Origin of the sequence: Fulvivirga sp. (assembly GCF_040218215.1) — a bacterium.
Lineage (GTDB): Bacteria > Bacteroidota > Bacteroidia > Cytophagales > Cyclobacteriaceae > Fulvivirga.
On sequence record NZ_JAVJQL010000010.1, the window covers coordinates 89,218 to 107,177 of the forward strand.

At 38.4% G+C, this 17,960-nt stretch carries 19 protein-coding genes; 14 read left to right on the forward strand and 5 right to left on the reverse strand.

The genetic code is table 11. The features are described 5' to 3' along the window. The 4 genes from RIB54_RS03660 (at nt 1) to RIB54_RS03675 (ending at nt 4,103) form a co-directional block, all read left to right on the forward strand. Nucleotides 1-1,086 carry a chorismate mutase gene (locus tag RIB54_RS03660; protein ID WP_350070888.1) on the forward strand — a complete coding sequence of 362 codons (1,086 nt, stop codon included), beginning with the start codon at nt 1-3 and terminating at the stop codon, nt 1,084-1,086. 356 nt (nt 1,087-1,442) lie between these two features. Next, complete coding sequence (locus RIB54_RS03665) at nt 1,443-2,078, forward strand: hypothetical protein (RefSeq protein WP_350099332.1); 636 nt, start codon at nt 1,443-1,445, stop codon at nt 2,076-2,078. A 49-nt stretch (nt 2,079-2,127) separates the two neighbouring features. Continuing rightward, a complete protein-coding gene (rlmF, locus tag RIB54_RS03670; protein ID WP_350099333.1) occupies nt 2,128-3,087 on the forward strand; it encodes a 23S rRNA (adenine(1618)-N(6))-methyltransferase RlmF in 960 nt (319 codons plus the stop codon). Between the two features lie 86 nt (nt 3,088-3,173). After that, nucleotides 3,174-4,103: an alpha/beta hydrolase gene (locus RIB54_RS03675; RefSeq protein ID WP_350099334.1), complete on the forward strand. Its 930-nt coding sequence runs from the start codon at nt 3,174-3,176 to the stop codon at nt 4,101-4,103. A gap of 83 nt (nt 4,104-4,186) precedes the next feature. On the opposite strand, the gene RIB54_RS03680 is transcribed toward RIB54_RS03675, so the two are convergent. Further along, a complete protein-coding gene (locus RIB54_RS03680; RefSeq protein ID WP_350099335.1) occupies nt 4,187-4,657 on the reverse strand; it encodes a hypothetical protein in 471 nt (156 codons plus the stop codon). A gap of 186 nt (nt 4,658-4,843) precedes the next feature. Here RIB54_RS03680 and RIB54_RS03685 point away from each other — a divergent pair, with 186 nt between their 5' ends. The 4 genes from RIB54_RS03685 (at nt 4,844) to RIB54_RS03700 (ending at nt 7,448) form a co-directional block, all read left to right on the forward strand. Further along, nucleotides 4,844-5,692 carry a bifunctional helix-turn-helix domain-containing protein/methylated-DNA--[protein]-cysteine S-methyltransferase gene (locus RIB54_RS03685; RefSeq protein WP_350099336.1) on the forward strand — a complete coding sequence of 283 codons (849 nt, stop codon included), beginning with the start codon at nt 4,844-4,846 and terminating at the stop codon, nt 5,690-5,692. A 31-nt stretch (nt 5,693-5,723) separates the two neighbouring features. Then, the gene (locus tag RIB54_RS03690) at nt 5,724-6,428 is read left to right on the forward strand and encodes a 2OG-Fe(II) oxygenase (protein WP_350099337.1); all 705 of its coding nucleotides are present in this window, start codon (nt 5,724-5,726) and stop codon (nt 6,426-6,428) included. A 209-nt stretch (nt 6,429-6,637) separates the two neighbouring features. Further along, the gene (locus tag RIB54_RS03695; RefSeq protein WP_350099338.1) at nt 6,638-6,847 is read left to right on the forward strand and encodes an Ada metal-binding domain-containing protein; all 210 of its coding nucleotides are present in this window, start codon (nt 6,638-6,640) and stop codon (nt 6,845-6,847) included. Next, nucleotides 6,834-7,448 (forward strand): alpha-ketoglutarate-dependent dioxygenase AlkB family protein, encoded by a 615-nt coding sequence (locus tag RIB54_RS03700; RefSeq protein ID WP_350099339.1) that lies wholly within the window; start codon nt 6,834-6,836, stop codon nt 7,446-7,448. Before RIB54_RS03695 ends, RIB54_RS03700 begins: the two co-directional genes overlap by 14 nt. Here RIB54_RS03700 and RIB54_RS03705 read toward each other — a convergent pair. Continuing rightward, entirely contained in the window at nt 7,445-7,966 is a 522-nt protein-coding gene (locus tag RIB54_RS03705; protein WP_350099340.1) for a hypothetical protein, read from the reverse strand. The two genes, RIB54_RS03700 and RIB54_RS03705, sit on opposite strands and share 4 nt — an antisense overlap. A gap of 7 nt (nt 7,967-7,973) precedes the next feature. After that, the gene (locus RIB54_RS03710) at nt 7,974-8,444 is read right to left on the reverse strand and encodes an ankyrin repeat domain-containing protein (protein WP_350063695.1); all 471 of its coding nucleotides are present in this window, start codon (nt 8,442-8,444) and stop codon (nt 7,974-7,976) included. Nucleotides 8,445-8,604: 160 nt separating this feature from the next. On the opposite strand from RIB54_RS03710, the gene RIB54_RS03715 reads away from it, so the two are divergent. Continuing rightward, nucleotides 8,605-9,546, forward strand: coding sequence for a LysR family transcriptional regulator (locus tag RIB54_RS03715; RefSeq protein ID WP_350099341.1), 942 nt, complete (start codon nt 8,605-8,607; stop codon nt 9,544-9,546). A 126-nt stretch (nt 9,547-9,672) separates the two neighbouring features. Beyond that, entirely contained in the window at nt 9,673-10,254 is a 582-nt protein-coding gene (locus RIB54_RS03720; RefSeq protein WP_350099342.1) for a YceI family protein, read from the forward strand. A 4-nt stretch (nt 10,255-10,258) separates the two neighbouring features. On the opposite strand, the gene RIB54_RS03725 is transcribed toward RIB54_RS03720, so the two are convergent. After that, on the reverse strand, nt 10,259-10,675 hold the full coding sequence (locus RIB54_RS03725; protein ID WP_350099343.1) for a response regulator: 417 nt from the start codon (nt 10,673-10,675) through the stop codon (nt 10,259-10,261). A 264-nt stretch (nt 10,676-10,939) separates the two neighbouring features. Between RIB54_RS03725 and RIB54_RS03730 the strand changes: the two genes are divergently transcribed. Continuing rightward, nucleotides 10,940-11,833: a hypothetical protein gene (locus RIB54_RS03730; protein WP_350099344.1), complete on the forward strand. Its 894-nt coding sequence runs from the start codon at nt 10,940-10,942 to the stop codon at nt 11,831-11,833. Nucleotides 11,834-11,942: 109 nt separating this feature from the next. Beyond that, nucleotides 11,943-15,002: an ATP-binding cassette domain-containing protein gene (locus RIB54_RS03735; protein WP_350099345.1), complete on the forward strand. Its 3,060-nt coding sequence runs from the start codon at nt 11,943-11,945 to the stop codon at nt 15,000-15,002. 76 nt (nt 15,003-15,078) lie between these two features. On the opposite strand, the gene RIB54_RS03740 is transcribed toward RIB54_RS03735, so the two are convergent. Next, on the reverse strand, nt 15,079-16,764 hold the full coding sequence (locus RIB54_RS03740; RefSeq protein WP_350063707.1) for a formate--tetrahydrofolate ligase: 1,686 nt from the start codon (nt 16,762-16,764) through the stop codon (nt 15,079-15,081). Nucleotides 16,765-16,827: 63 nt separating this feature from the next. Here RIB54_RS03740 and RIB54_RS03745 point away from each other — a divergent pair, with 63 nt between their 5' ends. Both RIB54_RS03745 and RIB54_RS03750 read left to right on the forward strand, forming a co-directional pair. Then, nucleotides 16,828-17,547 (forward strand): tRNA1(Val) (adenine(37)-N6)-methyltransferase, encoded by a 720-nt coding sequence (locus RIB54_RS03745; protein WP_350099346.1) that lies wholly within the window; start codon nt 16,828-16,830, stop codon nt 17,545-17,547. A 1-nt stretch (nt 17,548) separates the two neighbouring features. Then, nucleotides 17,549-17,830, forward strand: a complete 282-nt coding sequence (locus RIB54_RS03750; protein ID WP_350099347.1) for a GNAT family N-acetyltransferase — start codon at nt 17,549-17,551, stop codon at nt 17,828-17,830. The last annotated feature ends 130 nt before the right edge of the window (nt 17,831-17,960 follow it).

A 17,960-nucleotide genomic window follows, 5' to 3' on the forward strand; every position in this document is an offset into this window, starting at 1 on the left:
ATGGAAGCTTTACAGAAATTACCCGCAATAACAGAGTGGTTCCCGGGAGTGGAAAGACCTATTGTAATCAGTGGACCTTGTAGTGCTGAAACTGAAGAACAAGTACTAGAAACCTGCATGCGCTTAAAAGCTACAGGCAAAGTGGATATGCTAAGAGCTGGGATTTGGAAACCGAGAACCAGACCCGGCAACTTTGAGGGTATTGGCTCTATCGGATTAAAGTGGTTACAAAAGGCCAAAGTAGCTACCGGTTTGCCTATCACTGTTGAGGTGGCCACTGCAGCGCATGTACAGGAAGCTTTAAAGCATGGTGTTGATGTGCTTTGGATTGGAGCCAGAACTACTGTAAATCCATTTTCTGTTCAGGAGATTGCTGATGCGCTAAAAGGTGTTGACATTCCCGTATTAATCAAAAATCCTCTTAATGCTGACCTTGAATTATGGATTGGGGCTATAGAGCGTATTCAACAGGCAGGCATCACACAGATTGGTGCGATCCATAGAGGTTTTGCCAAGTATGGTGAAAAGCAATATCGTAATGCACCACAATGGCAGCTTCCCATTGAGTTGAAAAGACGATTCCCTAACCTACCCATGATCTGCGATCCTAGTCATATCTGTGGAAATAGACACATGCTATTTGAAGTGTCTCAGGAGGCATTAGACCTGAACTTTGATGGTGTGATGATCGAGTCGCATATCGATCCTGATAATGCATGGAGTGATGCAAAACAGCAGGTGGTGCCAGAGAGAGTGGGCGAAATGATAAGTGATCTTGTTTTAAGAAATACAGCTCCTCAGAATGGTAGTCTTTCAGGACTTTCAGCTTTCAGAAGCCAGATTGACAAGTATGACGATGAGATCATAGCACTTTTTGCTCAACGAATGGAAGTAGCTCAAAAAATCGGTCAGTATAAAAAGGAGAATAACATCTCCATTTTACAAACCAAAAGATGGGAAGAGATTTTAGAGAAAGCTTTCACTAAAGGCAGAAAAGTTGGACTGAGTGATGAGTTTATTGAAAAATACCTGAAGGCAGTTCACCAGGAATCTATAGATCAGCAAAACCAGATCATGAATAAGTAAAAGAGGCTTATGCCTTTAACTTTGAAAGCCATTCTCATTATCGTAGATGGCTTTTTTTATCGTCTTTTCGAACCGAGGCACGAGGGAGAAATCTCCTTAGTAAGCACGCCTCCTCGAATCCCTTTAGGGTGAGAAATCTCCTTAGCCCATCGTCACCTCGAAGCCTTTTTAGGTGAGAGGTCTCCCTATTAGAATCAGGAGACTTCTCATTCCCCTGCGCTGCATGTCGAAGTGACGTTACTATTTTAGTTTATCACTTTTAGGACGCAACAATATTTTGAAATTAATAGCGCGAGATCAATTTAATAATGATAAGTTTCTATTTTTAGGATCACTGTTTTTTTTAAACGATCATAATGAAACACTTAATAATGGCATTGTTTTTAAGCTCTTGTGCTCTTTTATCAAAGTATGATGGCCAAGAAAAAATATTACTATCGACAATTTCTAACTCTGAAAAGAAAGAAATAGAATCAAAAGGAAATATCATCAAGCAAATTGATTTGGTAAATCCCTATACTCACCAAATTGAAACATGCACTTTTAGAATAGCTAAGAATTCAAGTAAGGATAAATATGAATTTGTTCGAATTGGTGAATTTGTAAAACATGGATTATACGTATTTAAAAAATCATTACTTGATACAAAATATCAATATATCGATTCACTAGTTGTTGATAGCCTTGGCAACTTTACATCTCGAGTATTTTATGTCGCAGATAAAACAGGTACTTTTTATTTAAAAGAAAAATGGCTAAGTGAATGGAAAAAAGGCAATCTCTATCAGGAGTTTGTTGTATACTCAAATGGAAAAACCTCTATGACGGGGAGTTTATTAGTTGAAAATCACCATCTTATTATGAATGATATTGATAAGAATAAAATAAGTGTAGGTGAGGCCTACTGGTACAATTCTGATGGAGAAAAAACTCGATTTGAATTATATGATAGTTTAGGAAATCTATTAAAAAAAGAAAAGTATGTCAATTAGTCATATGATGCATTTTAACAAACGAAGATATTCATTTTAGACCAGCAACATGTCAACTAAAAAAAGTCAGGAAGTAAAAGCAAGGTTACACCCTCGAAACAAAAACCGGGAAAGGTATGATCTTAAAGCATTAATCATCTCCAATCCTGAATTAAAGACCTTTGTGAAGCCCAATAAATATGGTGATGATTCGGTGGACTTTGCCAATCCTGCGGCTGTAAAAATTTTAAATAAAGCCTTACTTAATCATTATTATGGCATAAAACATTGGGAGTTTCCCGAAGAGAATTTATGTCCGCCCATTCCCGGCAGGGCTGATTATCTTCACTATATAGCTGACTTGCTTGGCTCAAGCAACTTTGGCAATATACCTAAAGGCAGTAAGGTTATCGGTTATGATATTGGTGTTGGCGCCAATTGCATCTATCCCATCATAGGAGCAGTCGAATATGACTGGAATTTTATCGGTTCAGACATTGATGCAAAGTCAGTTAAATCAGCACAAGACATTGTTGATTCAAACCCACCACTTAAAGGCAAAATAGACTGTAGGCTCCAGGAAAATACTAAAGACTTCTTTTATGGCATCATTGACAAGGAAGATAAAATTGACTTTTCAATCTGTAATCCACCGTTCCACGCATCGGCAGAAGAGGCTCAACAAGGCACGGCTAGAAAAGTGAAAAACTTAACTGGAAAAGAAGCTAAAAATCCTGCACTCAACTTTGCGGGCATCAGCAACGAGCTGATTTGCGATGGTGGCGAATACAAGTTTGTTAACAACATGATCAGGGAAAGCAAGAAGTTCTCAACCAACTGCTTTTGGTTCTCTTCACTGGTGTCAAAACAGTCTAACCTAAAAAGTATATATCAGTCACTGGACAAATTTGAGGCTGTAGAGGTAAAGACTATTCCTACTGGCACGGGCAATAAGTCTAGCAGAATTGTTGCCTGGACATTCCTGACCAAGGAAGAACAGAAAGCCTGGCGAGAGACCCGATGGAAGTAGTAGAATCCACGCATCAGCAAAACGTACCCTCTATTTTTAAAACGATAAGTAAGAATTCACGTAAGCCTTTGAATAAAATTAAACTTATGCGCCTTACATTTTTACTAACCCTTCTAACATTCGCTTCTTCTCAATTGATAGCACAAAACTTTGAAAAGATTATTTTCGATCAAAACAATACTGACAGCGGCTACTATCTGGCTGTAGTACCGGAGGACAAAAAGATCAAGGGTGTACTTGTACTTATGCCAGGCTTTGGCCAAAAAGCTGAGAGTATCTTTCCAGAAACCAAAATTCATAATGTAGCCTACCTTCATGGAATTCTAACTATAGCCGTAGCTGGAGAAAGAAAGCTTTACGCTGATCAATCTGTAATTAACAGGTTGAATATGGCGCTACAACATGTTAAAAACAAATATGCAGTTGCTTCAGATCAATTTGTAATTGGCGGATTTTCAGCCGGAGGAACAATAAGCATGAGGTATGCTGAATATTGTGTAGAAAAAAGTAGTGAAGGCCCTATACAACCGCAAGCCGTATTTAGTGTTGACTCCCCTATCGATTTATTCGGGATATGGGATTACTTTCAGCGAGAAATCAAAAAGAACTATTCGGATGCAGGTGTAGGTGAAGCTCAGTTCGTTTCTGAAATCATGACTCGGGAAATCGGCACTCCAACCACTAACAAAGCTAACTATGACAGATTAACACCATTTGATGCTGACCTCGATAAACCCGGAAATGAACAATTTCTGAAAAATATAGGCGTTCGTGTTTATCATGATGTTGACATAGTCTGGCAGTTGGAAAATAGAAGGAGAAGTCTATTTGACTCTAATGCGCTAGCAGCTTCTGAGTTAATTAACAGGCTATTACTTCTCGACAACGAAAAGGCGGAATTTATGCCTGCAAAACAGCCTGGTTACAGAAGTTCAGGCTTCAGACATCCACATTCATGGTCCATAGTGGACGAGGTTGAACTTATTCAATGGGTAAACAAAAATCTAAATAAATAGAAGTATAGATGATAACGCTATAAAGAGCCATTTTAACAGAATAAAGTTAAAGTGGCCCTTTCTTTTTATAGCATTAGGGTTAACTACTTTTTCTTCTTTTTAGAATCCTTTTTGGCTTTCGATTTTTTAGCCTCTTTTTCCTTTTTGGCCTTTTCTTTCGCTTTGGCTTTAGCCTTTTTCACCTTTTCCTTTTCTTTCTCTTTTTTTGCTTTCAATTTAGCCCTCTTGGCTTTCTTCTTCTCCTTTTCTTTGGCAGCCTTAGCTTTCTCCTTTTCCTTCTTTGACTTTTTGTCTCCTTTAGCTGTCTTTTTTTCTGCCTCTTCTTTTGATTCAGTCTTGATTTCCGGAACAACACTTTCGGCTACAATTGTTTCAGCATTTGGTGCAGCAGCAGGTGTAACTTTAGCCTTAGTTGCGGTAGCTGTTCTTTTTTTAGGGGCAGGTTTTGATTTAGGGGCAGGATCAGCATTTGAAGACTTAGTTTCAGACTTAACTTCTTCATTTTTTACATTATCCTGATCATCAACAGCAGGTTTTTCATTCGTAGGGATCATATTACTTTCTAATGTGAATTAATTGTTATCTATAATAAAATAAAGATAACCATCTTAAGAGATTTCCAATGTTAAGTTTTTAGCGCTGAATGTGAATCCAATGTTAAGCCAGGCAACAGCGCAAGATTCGGGTGTTAGTACACTTCCAGCCTCTCTAGATTTGCGCTATATTTAACAAATCAAGAGATGACAACTACACAACAACAGATCAATTTTGATAGGATAGCCGAGGCCATTGTCTACTTAAAAGACAATTTTAAGCAGCAACCCAACCTCGATGAGGTTGCTGAAAAGGTGCACCTCAGCCCCTATCACTTTCAGCGCATGTTTACTGATTGGGCCGGAGTAAGCCCTAAGAAGTTTTTGCAATACCTCAGCATTGAGCACGCCAAAAAATTGCTTTCCGAAAATCAGGCCACCTTGGCTGCGGCATCTTATGACACAGGCTTGTCAGGTGCGGCCAGGCTCCACGACCTTTTTATCAATATAGAAGGAATGACCCCTGCGGAGTACAAGAATGGAGGCGTAAAGCTGGACATCAACTATAGCTTTGCTGAAAGCCCTTTTGGCAATGTTCTAATTGCCTCTACAGCCAAAGGCATTTGCCATATTGCCTTTGTTGATAATAGTGAGACTGCATTAAAAGAGCTTTATCAAAAGTTTCCAAATGCCCATTATGAGCAAAAGATGGACATGCGCCAGCAAAATGCATTGTTTATTTTTACCCATGACTGGTCTAAGCTTCATGAAGTTAAATTACACCTCAAGGGCACAGACTTTCAGCTTAAAGTCTGGGAAACCTTGATCAAAATACCTCAAGGTCAGCTGAGCACCTATGGAAACATTGCACAACATATCAAGCATCCCAAAGCATCGCGCGCTGTCGGCACGGCCATTGGCAGCAATCCAGTGGCTTTTCTTATTCCCTGCCACCGGGTGATCCAATCAACAGGCCACTTTGGCCAATACCGATGGGGCTGTGACAGAAAAACGGCCATTATAGGTTGGGAATCGGCACAGGCGGCTACTAAGTAATCCATATTTCATTTATTAAAATCATTCCCCGATGAAAGACAAAATTCAATCATTGAACTGGGATAGTATTGCCCAGAACTTAAATACTAAAGGTTATACCACCATACCTTCACTGCTCTCGCACGAGCAATGCGAGTCCCTTAGAGCACTCTATCAAAAAAAGACGGGGTATAGAAAAACTGTAGTTATGGAGCGGCACAGGTTTGGACTGGGTGAATACAAATATTTTGACTACCCTTTGCCTCCACTCATTCAGGCCCTGAGAACCAATGTCTATAAACATTTGGCCCCAATTGCCAACTTATGGATGAAAGCACTAAAAACGGGACTAGCCTACCCGGAAACTCATACAGAATTGCTTGAATTATGCAAAGCAAAGCTTCAAACAAAACCTACAGCCTTGATATTAAAATATGAGGAAGGCGGGTATAACACTCTACATCAGGATTTGTATGGAGAAGTGTACTTTCCCATTCAGATGGTAATTTTTCTCAGTGAATATGGTGAAGACTATGAAGGCGGTGAGTTTGTTATAACTGAGCAGGTGCCAAGGGCCCAGTCCAAGGCCATAGTGTTGAAACCAAAATTGGGTGACGTTGTACTTTTTGCAACCAATTTCAGGCCTATTAAAGGTAAAAATGGCTATTATAGAGCAAATATGAAGCACGGGGTAAGCGAACTTAGTAAAGGCCATAGAATGACCGCTGGCATAATATTTCATGATGCTCTAAGCTAAGTGTCATTGCGCAAATTTTCTTTTTACATTTTACATAAAAAGAAAATTATCCGTAATCTATGATTAGAAGAACCAGATGCCGGATAAATAAAGGTTTTAAAAATATAAACCTTTATTTTCAGTTGTTCGGAGGGCAGGCATGACATACGTTTTATTAATTGGATTCAGGCTTTATGATTGAACACAACACCTTGAGTGAATCAAATATTATGAAACTTGTGAGAAATGGTTCCATTTCACATGCCGGAAATGCCCAACTAAAAATATTTGGCAAGCTAAATTGCAAGTCCGGTAAAAGAATGAAAAAAGAAAATCGAGTGTTTTTTAAGAACCGGGATGAGGCCTTTAGTCTGGGTTTCAGGCCTTGTGGGCATTGCCTTAATTCGGAATACAAAAATTGGAAGAATGGAATTATTTGAGAATAAAGCTGATCCTTCAAAAAACATTTTACCAGCTGATGGAATAGCCAATTACTATGGTAAAATACTATCGCATAAAGACGCTAACCATTACTATGAAATGCTTCGCAATACTGTAGAATGGCAAAATGATGAGGCTATTATTTTTGGCAAGAAAATAATCACGAAACGCAAGGTAGCCTGGTACGGAGATAAGCCCTTTTCCTACACCTATTCTAAGGTGACTAAAAATGCCCTGCCATGGACTCCTGAGCTTGTCGAATTAAAATCACTCATTGAAAAGAAGTCTAAAGAAACGTACAACTCATGCCTGCTCAATTTATATCATAACGGAAGTGAAGGCATGGCATGGCATAGTGATGGTGAAAAAGATTTAAAAAAAGACGGGGCCATAGCTTCTGTAACTTTAGGGGTTGAGCGTAAGTTTGGTTTTAAACATAAGCAAAGCAAAGAAGTAGTATCCCTCATTTTAGAGCATGGCAGTCTGCTGGTAATGCGGGGCACCACACAAAGCCATTGGCTGCACCGACTTCCACCAACAAAGAAAGTGGCTGGAGCTAGGGTCAACCTCACCTTCAGGACAATCGAAAACCAAGTTTAATTAGCCAGAAAAGAACTTAGCAAATCAAGAGCTACTGACTTTAGGTCTTTATTTTCCAGCGGAATGGAACAGGTCAGGGATTGAAATTCCACAGAATCAAATTCTGTATTGGTGTGCACATGGTTTATGCAGTCTTTTAAAGTCATGCTTACCTTATTTTGCGAATAGTCAACCAGGGTTTGTTGAGCCACTGTTATATATTGATTATACCATAGGCTTTTCGAAGACAAGTGCATCAATCGTAAAAAGTATTGCTCCAACGTCTGTTGCCTATTGGTGGTTCTGAAAAACTTTTCTACCTGACCGGGGTAAAACTCCTTCCCCACTTCCCTGCACAGAAGTTTTATAATGTTCTTATTTTGATCTATTTCAGAAAAATAGAGGATGTCGGTGCGGAATTTTGAGCTGATAAGTAAAAATTGATAGCCTATGACATTTCTTAAAATGCCGTTAAAATTTGACTGCTCGCTGGCATCCAAATAAAAGCCACGGGCCAATGGCCCTTGTATGCTTACCATTAACATATCACTGCAACATTGCCATTATTTCCATATTTCCCTGCCTTTTGGCTTGTTCGTAAGCTGTATTTCCTTTTGCATCCGTCATTGTCAAATCAGCACCATTCCCGATAAGTAGTTTAACCATATTGTGTTGACCAAAATTTATGGCATAGAACAAAGCGGTAGCACCATTGGCACTTTGCAAATTAACATCCGCGCCATTATCTATCAGGTATTTAGCTATCTCATCATGCCCCTTAAAACATACCCCCATTAAGGCTGTATTTCCATTCACATCCTGCTCGTTAACGTTTGCACCATTTTTTAATAAAAACTTAGTGACCTCCAGGTTTCCCATATACGTTGCGAATACCAATGGTGTAAATCCCTTCTGATCTTTCTCATTAACAAGATTTGAATTTCCTTTTATTAAAGCCTTCAATTGGTTCAAATCACCTTCCCTAATTGCATCAAATACTAACATTGCATTATTCATAAAAAAATGGTCGTTTCGACAACTCTTAATTTACACAGAGAATGTGAAACATCCATTGGGTTAATAAATGTTTTAACTTATACCATTAACCATTTCGGTTATATGCTCAATATTAGTATTAACATTATTAATTACATTTGCAGTCTCATTAGTATAACTTATGACCCTACAACAACTTCAATACGCCTTAGCACTACAGCGATACAAGAGTTTCAGAATTGCTGCCCAGAAAATGAACCTTTCGCAGCCGGGCCTAAGTTTGCAAATAGGCAAGCTGGAAAAGGAAATAGGGTTGCTTTTATTTGACAGGTCGAAAAGCCCTATAAACCCTACACCAGAAGGCTCCAAATTTCTGGCCAAGGCTCATGAGATTATTGTGAGCACCGATGAATTGCAGGAATTTGCCAGCAACATGTCAGACACATTGTCGGGAAAAATTTCTTTAGGTATTATCCCTACCCTGGCACCATTTCTCGTTCCCCTTTTTGCCGACTCCTTTCAGCAAACCCATTCTGACATAGCTTTAGACATCAATGAAATGACTACGGATTTGGTAGTCAAGGGCGTTTTGAATGGCGATCTGGATGCGGGGATAATTTCAACACCTATCCAGGCTTTTGGTCTGCTAAGTCAGCCACTGTTTTATGAAAAATTTTACTTCTATAAGTCTGGGGATGTTGAAAACAACAAGATTTCCTTATCCAGTATCGATTACAGCAAACTTTGGTTGCTGAATGAAGGCAATTGCTTTAGAGATCAAATCAACAACTTTTGTGACCTTAGCGAAATAAGAAAAAACAAGAAATTTATTTATAGAAGTAATTCGATTGATGCTCTTATACGAATTGTTGACGTAAAGGGCGGCATGACTATTTTGCCTGAGCTTACAACCTTAAGCCTCAATGAACATCAGGAAGAAAACATATGCCAGATCGATTCGAAAAATCCAAAAGCCCGGGAAATAGGTCTAATCACCAGGACCAGAAATAATAAAGAGAATATGCTCAATGAGCTCTGCAGCCATATTAAAGGCAATATTCCTAAACAGATGCTATCTAGTGATGGACTGGATGTTGTTGACCCTAACATCCAGAAGGAATAACCTGTTCACCACTAATTAGTTAGGTTTTGATTTATTCTCATTACCGAAATTTCAAACGTTTGCCCTTTGATTTATGAGCGATTTTTACTAATTTTTATATACGTTTCACTCTAATCAATCAGCATCATGAAGAAGTCAATTTTTATTTTAATATTCTGTCTGTTCTGTAATTTGTCGATAGCTCAGAATACCTGGGTAATTGACCCCTCACATTCTACCGTTGAGTTTGAAGTTTCACATTTAACAGTATCATCAGTTACTGGCTATTTTACCTCTTTCAATGGAATACTTACCACAGAAAAAAAGAATGATTTTGAAGGAGCTACCGTTACTGCCAATATTCAGGCAGCAAGTATAACTACCAATAACCTTGAGCGTGACAAGCATCTTAAAGAAGATGATTTCTTTAATGCTAAGGCTTTTCCAGAGATAAAATTTAAGAGTACCGCTTTTAAGAAGTATGAAGATGGTAGCTATTCGCTTTCTGGTATTCTTACCATTCGTGATATCAGCAAGCCCATAGATTTAGATATTGAGTTTGGCGGTATTGTTTCCATTGAAAATATGAAACGGGCGGGTTTTACTGCCAAAGGATCAATAAACAGGTTTGATTATGGCCTGAAGTGGGATGATGCCTTAGATAGCGGTGGACTTATAGTTGGAGAAAAGGTTGATATAATCCTAAAAGTTGAAGCTGTTAAGCAGTAGTAGCTTAATCAAGCATGGAGGCTATCTCACTAAGCTTTTGGTCTGTTAGTGGCTTTGAAATATAGGTAAGTACATCTGCATTGGCGGCCACTTTTTCTTTGTCATTCGAGTTATCAGAACTGGTAAGAACAACTATCTTGATTTTGGCTCTCACCTCATCAGACAACAGGGAAAATTCATATAGAAACCGGAAGCCATCCATAATTGGCATATTCAAATCCAAAAAGATTAAATTAGGAATATCCTCTATTTTAGACGATTTAAGCTGGTCGATGGCGTTCTGTGCAGCTTGTATGTTTATGATTTCACTGGCAAAATTATTGAACTCAAGAACTTTCTGATTAATGAAGATATCTATCTCATTATCATCAATAATCATCACTTTTTTCTTACCCTCCTTAGTCTTAGTTGCTACTTCCATGTCTTAGCATAATACCTTCAATCTAGTGATGTTAATATTTAGAACGTTTTTAAACAACTTCCATTTAAAAAAAAATCATCAATCTTTCTATAATCCTATTTATTGAAATAATGAAAATATTAAAAAGCTACGGTGGAAAAAATGTTTAAACATTCATATTAAAAATGGAGTGAGTAGCCCCGGATAAAATATTGTCCGTTTATGTTTTATTCGCAAAAAAAATATATTAAAATTGGACATTAATAAAAGACTAATCAAAAAGCTATGAACTACAAAAAACTGGGACTTTTGTCTTTCGCAATTATTCTAACAATAGGGCTATACTCGTGTGGATCAGAAAAAAAAGAAGATCAGAGTGCAAATTCTGAAGAATTTGATCAGGCAGAGTCTGATTTGAAAGAACAAATTCAGGAAGTAGTTTATGAAATTCCTTCACCTTCAGAAATTCCTTTTTTACTTGAAGCAACAGGAGCTGAATACAACGGATCACTAATTAATGATAATGCCAAGGCTACCGGCTACATGTCAATCAATGATAAAGCTGCATTAAACCTTGGAGTTTATGCCACTGACATTGGCTATCTGGTATCTTACGATAAAGTGCAAGAGTCTTTAACTTACTTGGGTACCGCTAAAAAATTGGCTGATGACCTAGGTATCACAGGTTCTTTTGATGTTAGTTTGGTGAAGAGATTTGAAGAAAATCTTTCGAGAAAAGATTCTTTGGCTTTCTTACTCAACTCAACTATTCAAGATACAGAAGCTTACCTTAAAGATGATAACAGAAACAGACTTGCCGGACTTGTGGTGGCAGGTAGTTTTATCGAAGGCCTTTATATCTCTACACAATTAATTAAGAGCTATCCAAAAGATATCCTTCCTGAAGACAGCAGAAACCTTGTTCTTACTCCTTTAATCAGAGTAGTATTGGAGCAACAGAAAGCTTGCACAGATTTGACAGCTATGCTTGAAGGGCTGGATTCTTCTAATCCGGTAGATCAGCTTTTGGCCAATCTAAACTTATTGAACAAAAGTTATGCTGCTTTAAACATTGAAGAGCAAATCAAAAATAATAGAGCAGACCTGATATTGTCAGACAAAACTTTAGCTGATATTACTTCAACAGTAGAAGAAATGAGAAAAGGCCTGGTTGAATAAAAATTGCCAGAACGCAAATTCTTAAAGAAGGGGTTGAATTTAATTCAATCCCTTTTTTTATAAATTCAAAGAATTATATTAGTGATTCTATTCCAAAACCGGACAGCTCATGAGTGAACCCTTACTTAAAGCAATAATTCAATTGTTCGCCATTGTGGCAAAAGAAGATGAGGTTACTAAGCAGGAAAGAGAACAAATTGAAGCATTTCTCCTTGAGCACTTAAATAAAAATGCGGTTGCCAGATACCTAAAGGAATTTGATACTTATTGCGACACTATCACCGTGTCATCTACATTTAGTGCTGATGAAGAGCATAAAAGAATCTCTGATATATGCAGCCACATTAATGCTGAATTAACTCAAAAACAAAAAGTTGTTATCATTTTGGAATTAATGGGCATCATATTAGCAGATGGCCACATATCCAATCGTGAAGAAGAGCTTGTAAAATATATAGGTGAAGCTTTTAATGTAACAGACAATGAAATAAAGGCGATCAATACTTTTGTAACAGGCAAGGAGGTTCAAGAACTACAGCATGAGCGCATTCTGATTATAGATGATGCAGACTATCAAAAATCTACTTTTAAGCATATTAAAAGATCAGGACTTAAAGGGTTCGTAGCTATACTTCATGTAGAGATTGCTGATACTTACTTTATTAAATACTTAGGGCCTGCAGACATATTTTTAAATGGTGTGCCTCTTAAGTCGGGTAAAAGAGCGGTATTAGCCATAGGGTCAACTATACGAACAGAAAAGATTAGTCCCGTATATTATGGTGATGTTATAGGCCCATTTATGAAGTCGGGTAATGAAAAGAAGATTTCGTTTGAAGCAAAGGACATTTCCTACAAATTTAAGGGTGGTAAATTGGGCCTGCGCAATATCAATATTTTTGAGGAGTCAGGTAAATTAATTGGGCTTATGGGTGCCAGCGGAGCTGGTAAGTCTACACTATTGAATGTACTCAACAGCAATGAAGTGCCGTCTGAAGGGCATGTGCTAATAAATGGGATTGATATCCATAGAGACAAGGAGAAGATAAAGGGAGTTATTGGCTTTGTGCCTCAGGATGACCTGCTAATAGAGGAACTTACCGTTTATCAAAATCTATATTATGCTGCCAAGCTTTGTTTTGACAATTTAAGTCATGATGAGGTGGAAGCTCTGGTACTTAAAACACTCGATAACCTGGGACTTTCTGAAACCGCTGATTTAAAAGTTGGTTCGCCTCTTGACAAGACTATTAGCGGTGGTCAGAGAAAGAGATTAAATATTGGCCTTGAATTATTGAGGGAACCAGCCGTCCTTTTTGTAGATGAACCTACTTCAGGTTTGTCCTCAAGGGATTCTGAGAACATTATGGACCTGCTTAAAGAACTTACGCTTAAAGGCAAGTTGATCTTTGTCGTCATACACCAGCCATCATCAGACATATTTAAAATGTTTGATAAACTGGTTATCCTTGATACAGGAGGTTATCAGATTTATTATGGAAACCCTGTTGAGGCAGTAGTATATTTTAAAGACACCATTAATCTTATTAACAGTGATGAGGGTGAGTGCCATGAGTGCGGTAATGTAAACCCCGAGCAAATCTTCAATATCATTGAAACAAGGATTATCAATGAATACGGGAACTTTACCAATGAAAGAAAGATATCACCCGAACAATGGAACCAACAATACCTCGAAAAAACAAAGCTAAAGGGTATAAAGTCAGTTGAAGAAGCTCCTGAATCCACATTAAACATTCCTAATAAAATTAAGCAGTTTAGTCTGTTTACCACCCGTGACTTCCTTTCTAAACTTAGCAATAAGCAGTATTTACTTATCAACCTCTTGGAGGCTCCTGTGCTCGCTTTTGTTTTGGCTTATATTGTCAGGTATCATAACACTAACAACTCACTCAATCTTGGTTATGTGTTCAGTCAAAACCTGAATGTGCCAGCTTACCTGTTTATGAGTGTAATTGTAGCCTTGTTTATGGGCCTTACTGTAAGTGCCGAGGAAATTATCAGAGATAGAAAAATACTCAAGCGGGAGTCATTCCTCAACCTTAGCAGAAGCAGCTATCTGCTATCAAAAGTGTTTATCCTTTTTTCGTTATCCGCTATTCAGACTTTTACATTTGTTTTGATAGGAAATACAATTCTGGAGATACATGGAATGCTTATCACCCACTGGATGATCCTTTTCTCCACTTCATGCCTGGCAAATATGATGGGCTTAAACATTTCCTCGGGATTTAATTCTGCAGTGACCATTTATATCATCATCCCTATTTTGCTTATTCCTCAACTGGTCTTAAGCGGAGTGGTAGTAAAATTTGATAAGCTCAACCCTGATTTAAGCAGTGCCGGAAAAGTGCCTTTAGTCGGTGATTTTATGGCATCAAGATGGGCCTTTGAAGCTGCCATGGTCGCTCAGTTCAGGGATAATGATTTCGAACAAATATTCTACCCCTATGAAAAGGTCTTAGCCGAATGTGACTACAAAAAGATTTATTACATTCCAAGCCTGGAAACTAAGCTAGAATACAGTCTCAATAACTTCAAAGACAAAGATAAACCTGAAGTAGCAGAGAAATTGAAGGCAAGCCTTGCACTCTTACGTTTTGAAATTGACAGGGAACTGCAAACTGTTGGTGATCAACATTTTGAGCATCTGGATAAGCTGAATATTAATGATTTTGATTCTGCAGTTTACAATTATACTTACGAGTTTCTTGAAATAGTAAGGAAATTCTATGCTATCAGGTACAACAAGGCAGATGCCGCTCGTGAAAAAATCATACTCGATATGACAAGCTCGCCTGAGAAAAGAGCGGAGTTTGATAAGCTGAAAGAGCTTTATCGCAATGAGACTATTGTTGAAATTGTCAAAAACCAAAATGAGCCTCATAGAATTATAGAAGAGGATGGGCGACTGGTTCAAAAGATCTATCCTATTTATAATGATCCTGACCCTGATCATCTGCTTGATTATAGAGCACAGTTCTATGTGCCAAATAAGCAATTCTTGGGCATTACCCTAGATACACTACACTTCAACCTGTATGTAATCTGGTTCATGTCGATCTTCATGGGTGTAACCCTTTATTTCGACCTGCTCAGAAAGTTTATCAATGCAATTGAGAATACATTAAGGAGGTTTAAAAAGTAATGAAAGTCCACAAGGACATTATTGCCATAGGCATTTTTCTCGTCACCCTTGTCGTGCTTTGGTTAGTACTTGGCCTTTAGCTTAAGCCAGTGATCTTTCCATTATTATCGATATCCATACCTTCGGCAGCTGGTACGGCTGGCAAGCCTGGCATTCTCAGCATATTACCGGTTATTGGAACACAAAAACCGGCTCCGGCGGCAATTTCAATTTCACGAACTGTTAGTGTAAACTTCTCAGGCTTGCCTAATGCTTTAGGGTCATCGCTGAAAGAGTATTGAGTTTTAGCAATGCATATGGGCTTATCATTCAAGCCTATGCGTTCGATCTTTCTAAGGTTTTGCTTTGCCTTTGGCAAAAACTCTACATCCTGCGCTCCATAAACTTTCCGGGCTACAGCTTCTATCTTCTCTTTTACAGATAGTTTCCAGTCATAAGTTGGTTTATAGGGTTTATCACTAGATTCTACAGCTTCTACTACCTTTTGAGCAAGGGCAGTACAACCATCACCTCCAAACTCCCAACCTTCACCAATAGCTACTTTAACTCCGAGCTCTTCGCAGCGTTTTATCACAATATCAATTTCTTCTTTCGAATCGGTAACAAATTTGTTAACACTCACCACTCCCGGCAACCCATAAGTTTTGATATTTTCAATATGCTTTTCGAGGTTAGCGAGTCCTTTGACCAAAGCAACGGTATTTGGCGACTTTAATTCCTCCAGAGGTTGGCCACCATGATACTTTAGCGCTCTAATAGTCGCAACTATTACAATAGCCTTAGGACTCAATCCAGAATAGCCGCACTTAATATTTAGAAACTTCTCCGCTCCCAAATCTGCGCCAAAACCTGCTTCCGTTACCACATAGTCAGACAAGGACATACCCATTTTAGTAGCAATTGCAGAGTTGGTGCCCTGCGCTATATTAGCAAAAGGTCCTCCATGAATGATGGCAGGATTTCCCTCTAAAGTTTGGACCAGATTAGGTTTAATGGCATCTTTAAGCAATGTTGCCATGGCACCATTTGCCTTCAAATCCCTGGCAAATATCGCTTCGCCAGCATAAGTATCCCCAACATAAATATTACCCATCTTCTCTTTCAGGTCATCCATATCCTTTGCCAGGCACAAAATGGCCATTATTTCAGAAGCCGCTGTAATATTGAAACCTGTCTCGCGCATCATACCTCCGGGCTTACCTCCCATTCCAGTAACAATCTCCCTTAAAGACCTGTCATTCATGTCCATCACTCGCTTCCACTCCACCGTTCGGGGGTCAATTCCCAAATTATTTTTAGTAGACTGAATGTTATTATCAATTAATGCCGCCAGTAAATTGTTAGCCTTTTCAATTGCGGCAAAATCTCCAGTGAAATGTAGATTAATATCTTCCATGGGTACCACTTGGCTATAACCGCCACCGGCAGCTCCGCCCTTCATGCCAAACACAGGCCCCAATGAAGGTTCTCGAAGAACAACACATGTCTTCTTACCTATTTTATTAAGCCCCTCGGCCAAACCTATAGATGTAGTGGTTTTACCTTCACCGGCAGGCGTTGGTGTCATGGCGGTTACCAAAACCAAATTGCTTTTTGATACTGCCTTTTCATCAATCAGGTTCAACGGTAATTTAGCTTTGTACTTACCATACATTTCTAAATCTGACTCTTCAACACCTACACCATTTGCAATTTCCTTAATGTGCTTCAAGGTTGCAGACTGGGCTATTTCCAAATCAGATTTATATTGCTTATTTGACATAACTAGAGGACTTTAATCTATATATTTATTCTTGAGTATTGCTGGCTAAATTAAAGAAATAAGATGAATGCCAATAACTTCCGCAAACGTTTTAAATTCAAGCAATTTGAACTAGCTCATCATAACAGCACCATAAGGGTGGGGACCGATGGTGTGCTGTTAGGCGCATGGGCTGATGTACATAAAAACAACAGGGTTTTAGATGTGGGCACAGGTTGCGGACTTATTGCTTTGATGGCTGCCCAAAGAAACAGCATTGGAATAATTGATGCTATAGACATTGATGGCGCCTCTATTGAAGAAGCAAAGTCAAACTTTGATATATCTCCCTGGGCGACCAGATTGAATGCAATTCAAACATCAATTCAGGATTTTCATCCTGAGAAGAAATATGATCATATTTTAAGCAATCCGCCTTTCTTTGAACATGGAACCTCAAGTCCAATAAGCCAAAGACATAAAGCCAGGCATACTGTCACATTACCAACCAGTGACTTGGTAGTTCATGCAAGTAGGTTACTTACTGATAATGGTATGCTATCGGTCATTGTTCCTTGCGATATAGAACCACTACTAGTAAATAATGGGGAGGAGAATGGCTTCTTTTTAGTAAGAAAAACGCTTTTTTACTCAAAGCAAGGAAATAAACCAGAACGTTCATTATTATGTCTAGGTAAAACCAAAAACAATATGGAGTCAAGCAGCCTTGTTCATTATAATGATGATGGCAGCTGGACTGAAGGTTATAAAGTTTTAACAAGAGATTATCATATAAAATTATAACATGGAAGTACAACACCAGGAAACCGAAAATAAAGGAAAGTTTTACATTAATGATGGCAATGAAGCAATTGCTGAGATGACCTACTCAAAAGCTGGCGAGCAAAAAATTATTATAGATCACACCGAGGTAAATGACCAATACAGAGGTCAGAATCTGGGACTTAAACTCGTGACTGCAGCAGTAGAAATGGCCCGTAAAAACAATATAAAAATTATGCCACTATGCCCATTTGCTAAACGGGTTTTTGAAAAAACGGCTAAATTTAGTGATGTGTTATGGTAATGTAAACATTCTTTGAATATTAGCTTTAATCAATCCCATAGATTATATTTGGTAAGCTTTATGAGTTGATTAGGGCGAAGATTGATTATTGTATGACTTGTTTTCATAGATTTCAAACCTCCTACTCCAC

Bases quoted from the DNA above. Each gene is read 5' to 3' on its own strand.
- RIB54_RS03660 (WP_350070888.1), top strand. From the start codon at position 1: ATGGAAGCTTTACAGAAATTACCCGCAATAACAGAGTGGTTCCCGGGA.
- RIB54_RS03665 (WP_350099332.1), top strand. From the start codon at position 1,443: ATGAAACACTTAATAATGGCATTGTTTTTAAGCTCTTGTGCTCTTTTA.
- rlmF (WP_350099333.1), top strand. From the start codon at position 2,128: ATGTCAACTAAAAAAAGTCAGGAAGTAAAAGCAAGGTTACACCCTCGA.
- RIB54_RS03675 (WP_350099334.1), top strand. From the start codon at position 3,174: ATGCGCCTTACATTTTTACTAACCCTTCTAACATTCGCTTCTTCTCAA.
- RIB54_RS03680 (WP_350099335.1), bottom strand. From the start codon at position 4,657: ATGATCCCTACGAATGAAAAACCTGCTGTTGATGATCAGGATAATGTA.
- RIB54_RS03685 (WP_350099336.1), top strand. From the start codon at position 4,844: ATGACAACTACACAACAACAGATCAATTTTGATAGGATAGCCGAGGCC.
- RIB54_RS03690 (WP_350099337.1), top strand. From the start codon at position 5,724: ATGAAAGACAAAATTCAATCATTGAACTGGGATAGTATTGCCCAGAAC.
- RIB54_RS03695 (WP_350099338.1), top strand. From the start codon at position 6,638: ATGAAACTTGTGAGAAATGGTTCCATTTCACATGCCGGAAATGCCCAA.
- RIB54_RS03700 (WP_350099339.1), top strand. From the start codon at position 6,834: ATGGAATTATTTGAGAATAAAGCTGATCCTTCAAAAAACATTTTACCA.
- RIB54_RS03705 (WP_350099340.1), bottom strand. From the start codon at position 7,966: ATGGTAAGCATACAAGGGCCATTGGCCCGTGGCTTTTATTTGGATGCC.
- RIB54_RS03710 (WP_350063695.1), bottom strand. From the start codon at position 8,444: ATGAATAATGCAATGTTAGTATTTGATGCAATTAGGGAAGGTGATTTG.
- RIB54_RS03715 (WP_350099341.1), top strand. From the start codon at position 8,605: ATGACCCTACAACAACTTCAATACGCCTTAGCACTACAGCGATACAAG.
- RIB54_RS03720 (WP_350099342.1), top strand. From the start codon at position 9,673: ATGAAGAAGTCAATTTTTATTTTAATATTCTGTCTGTTCTGTAATTTG.
- RIB54_RS03725 (WP_350099343.1), bottom strand. From the start codon at position 10,675: ATGGAAGTAGCAACTAAGACTAAGGAGGGTAAGAAAAAAGTGATGATT.
- RIB54_RS03730 (WP_350099344.1), top strand. From the start codon at position 10,940: ATGAACTACAAAAAACTGGGACTTTTGTCTTTCGCAATTATTCTAACA.
- RIB54_RS03735 (WP_350099345.1), top strand. From the start codon at position 11,943: ATGAGTGAACCCTTACTTAAAGCAATAATTCAATTGTTCGCCATTGTG.
- RIB54_RS03740 (WP_350063707.1), bottom strand. From the start codon at position 16,764: ATGTCAAATAAGCAATATAAATCTGATTTGGAAATAGCCCAGTCTGCA.
- RIB54_RS03745 (WP_350099346.1), top strand. From the start codon at position 16,828: ATGAATGCCAATAACTTCCGCAAACGTTTTAAATTCAAGCAATTTGAA.
- RIB54_RS03750 (WP_350099347.1), top strand. From the start codon at position 17,549: ATGGAAGTACAACACCAGGAAACCGAAAATAAAGGAAAGTTTTACATT.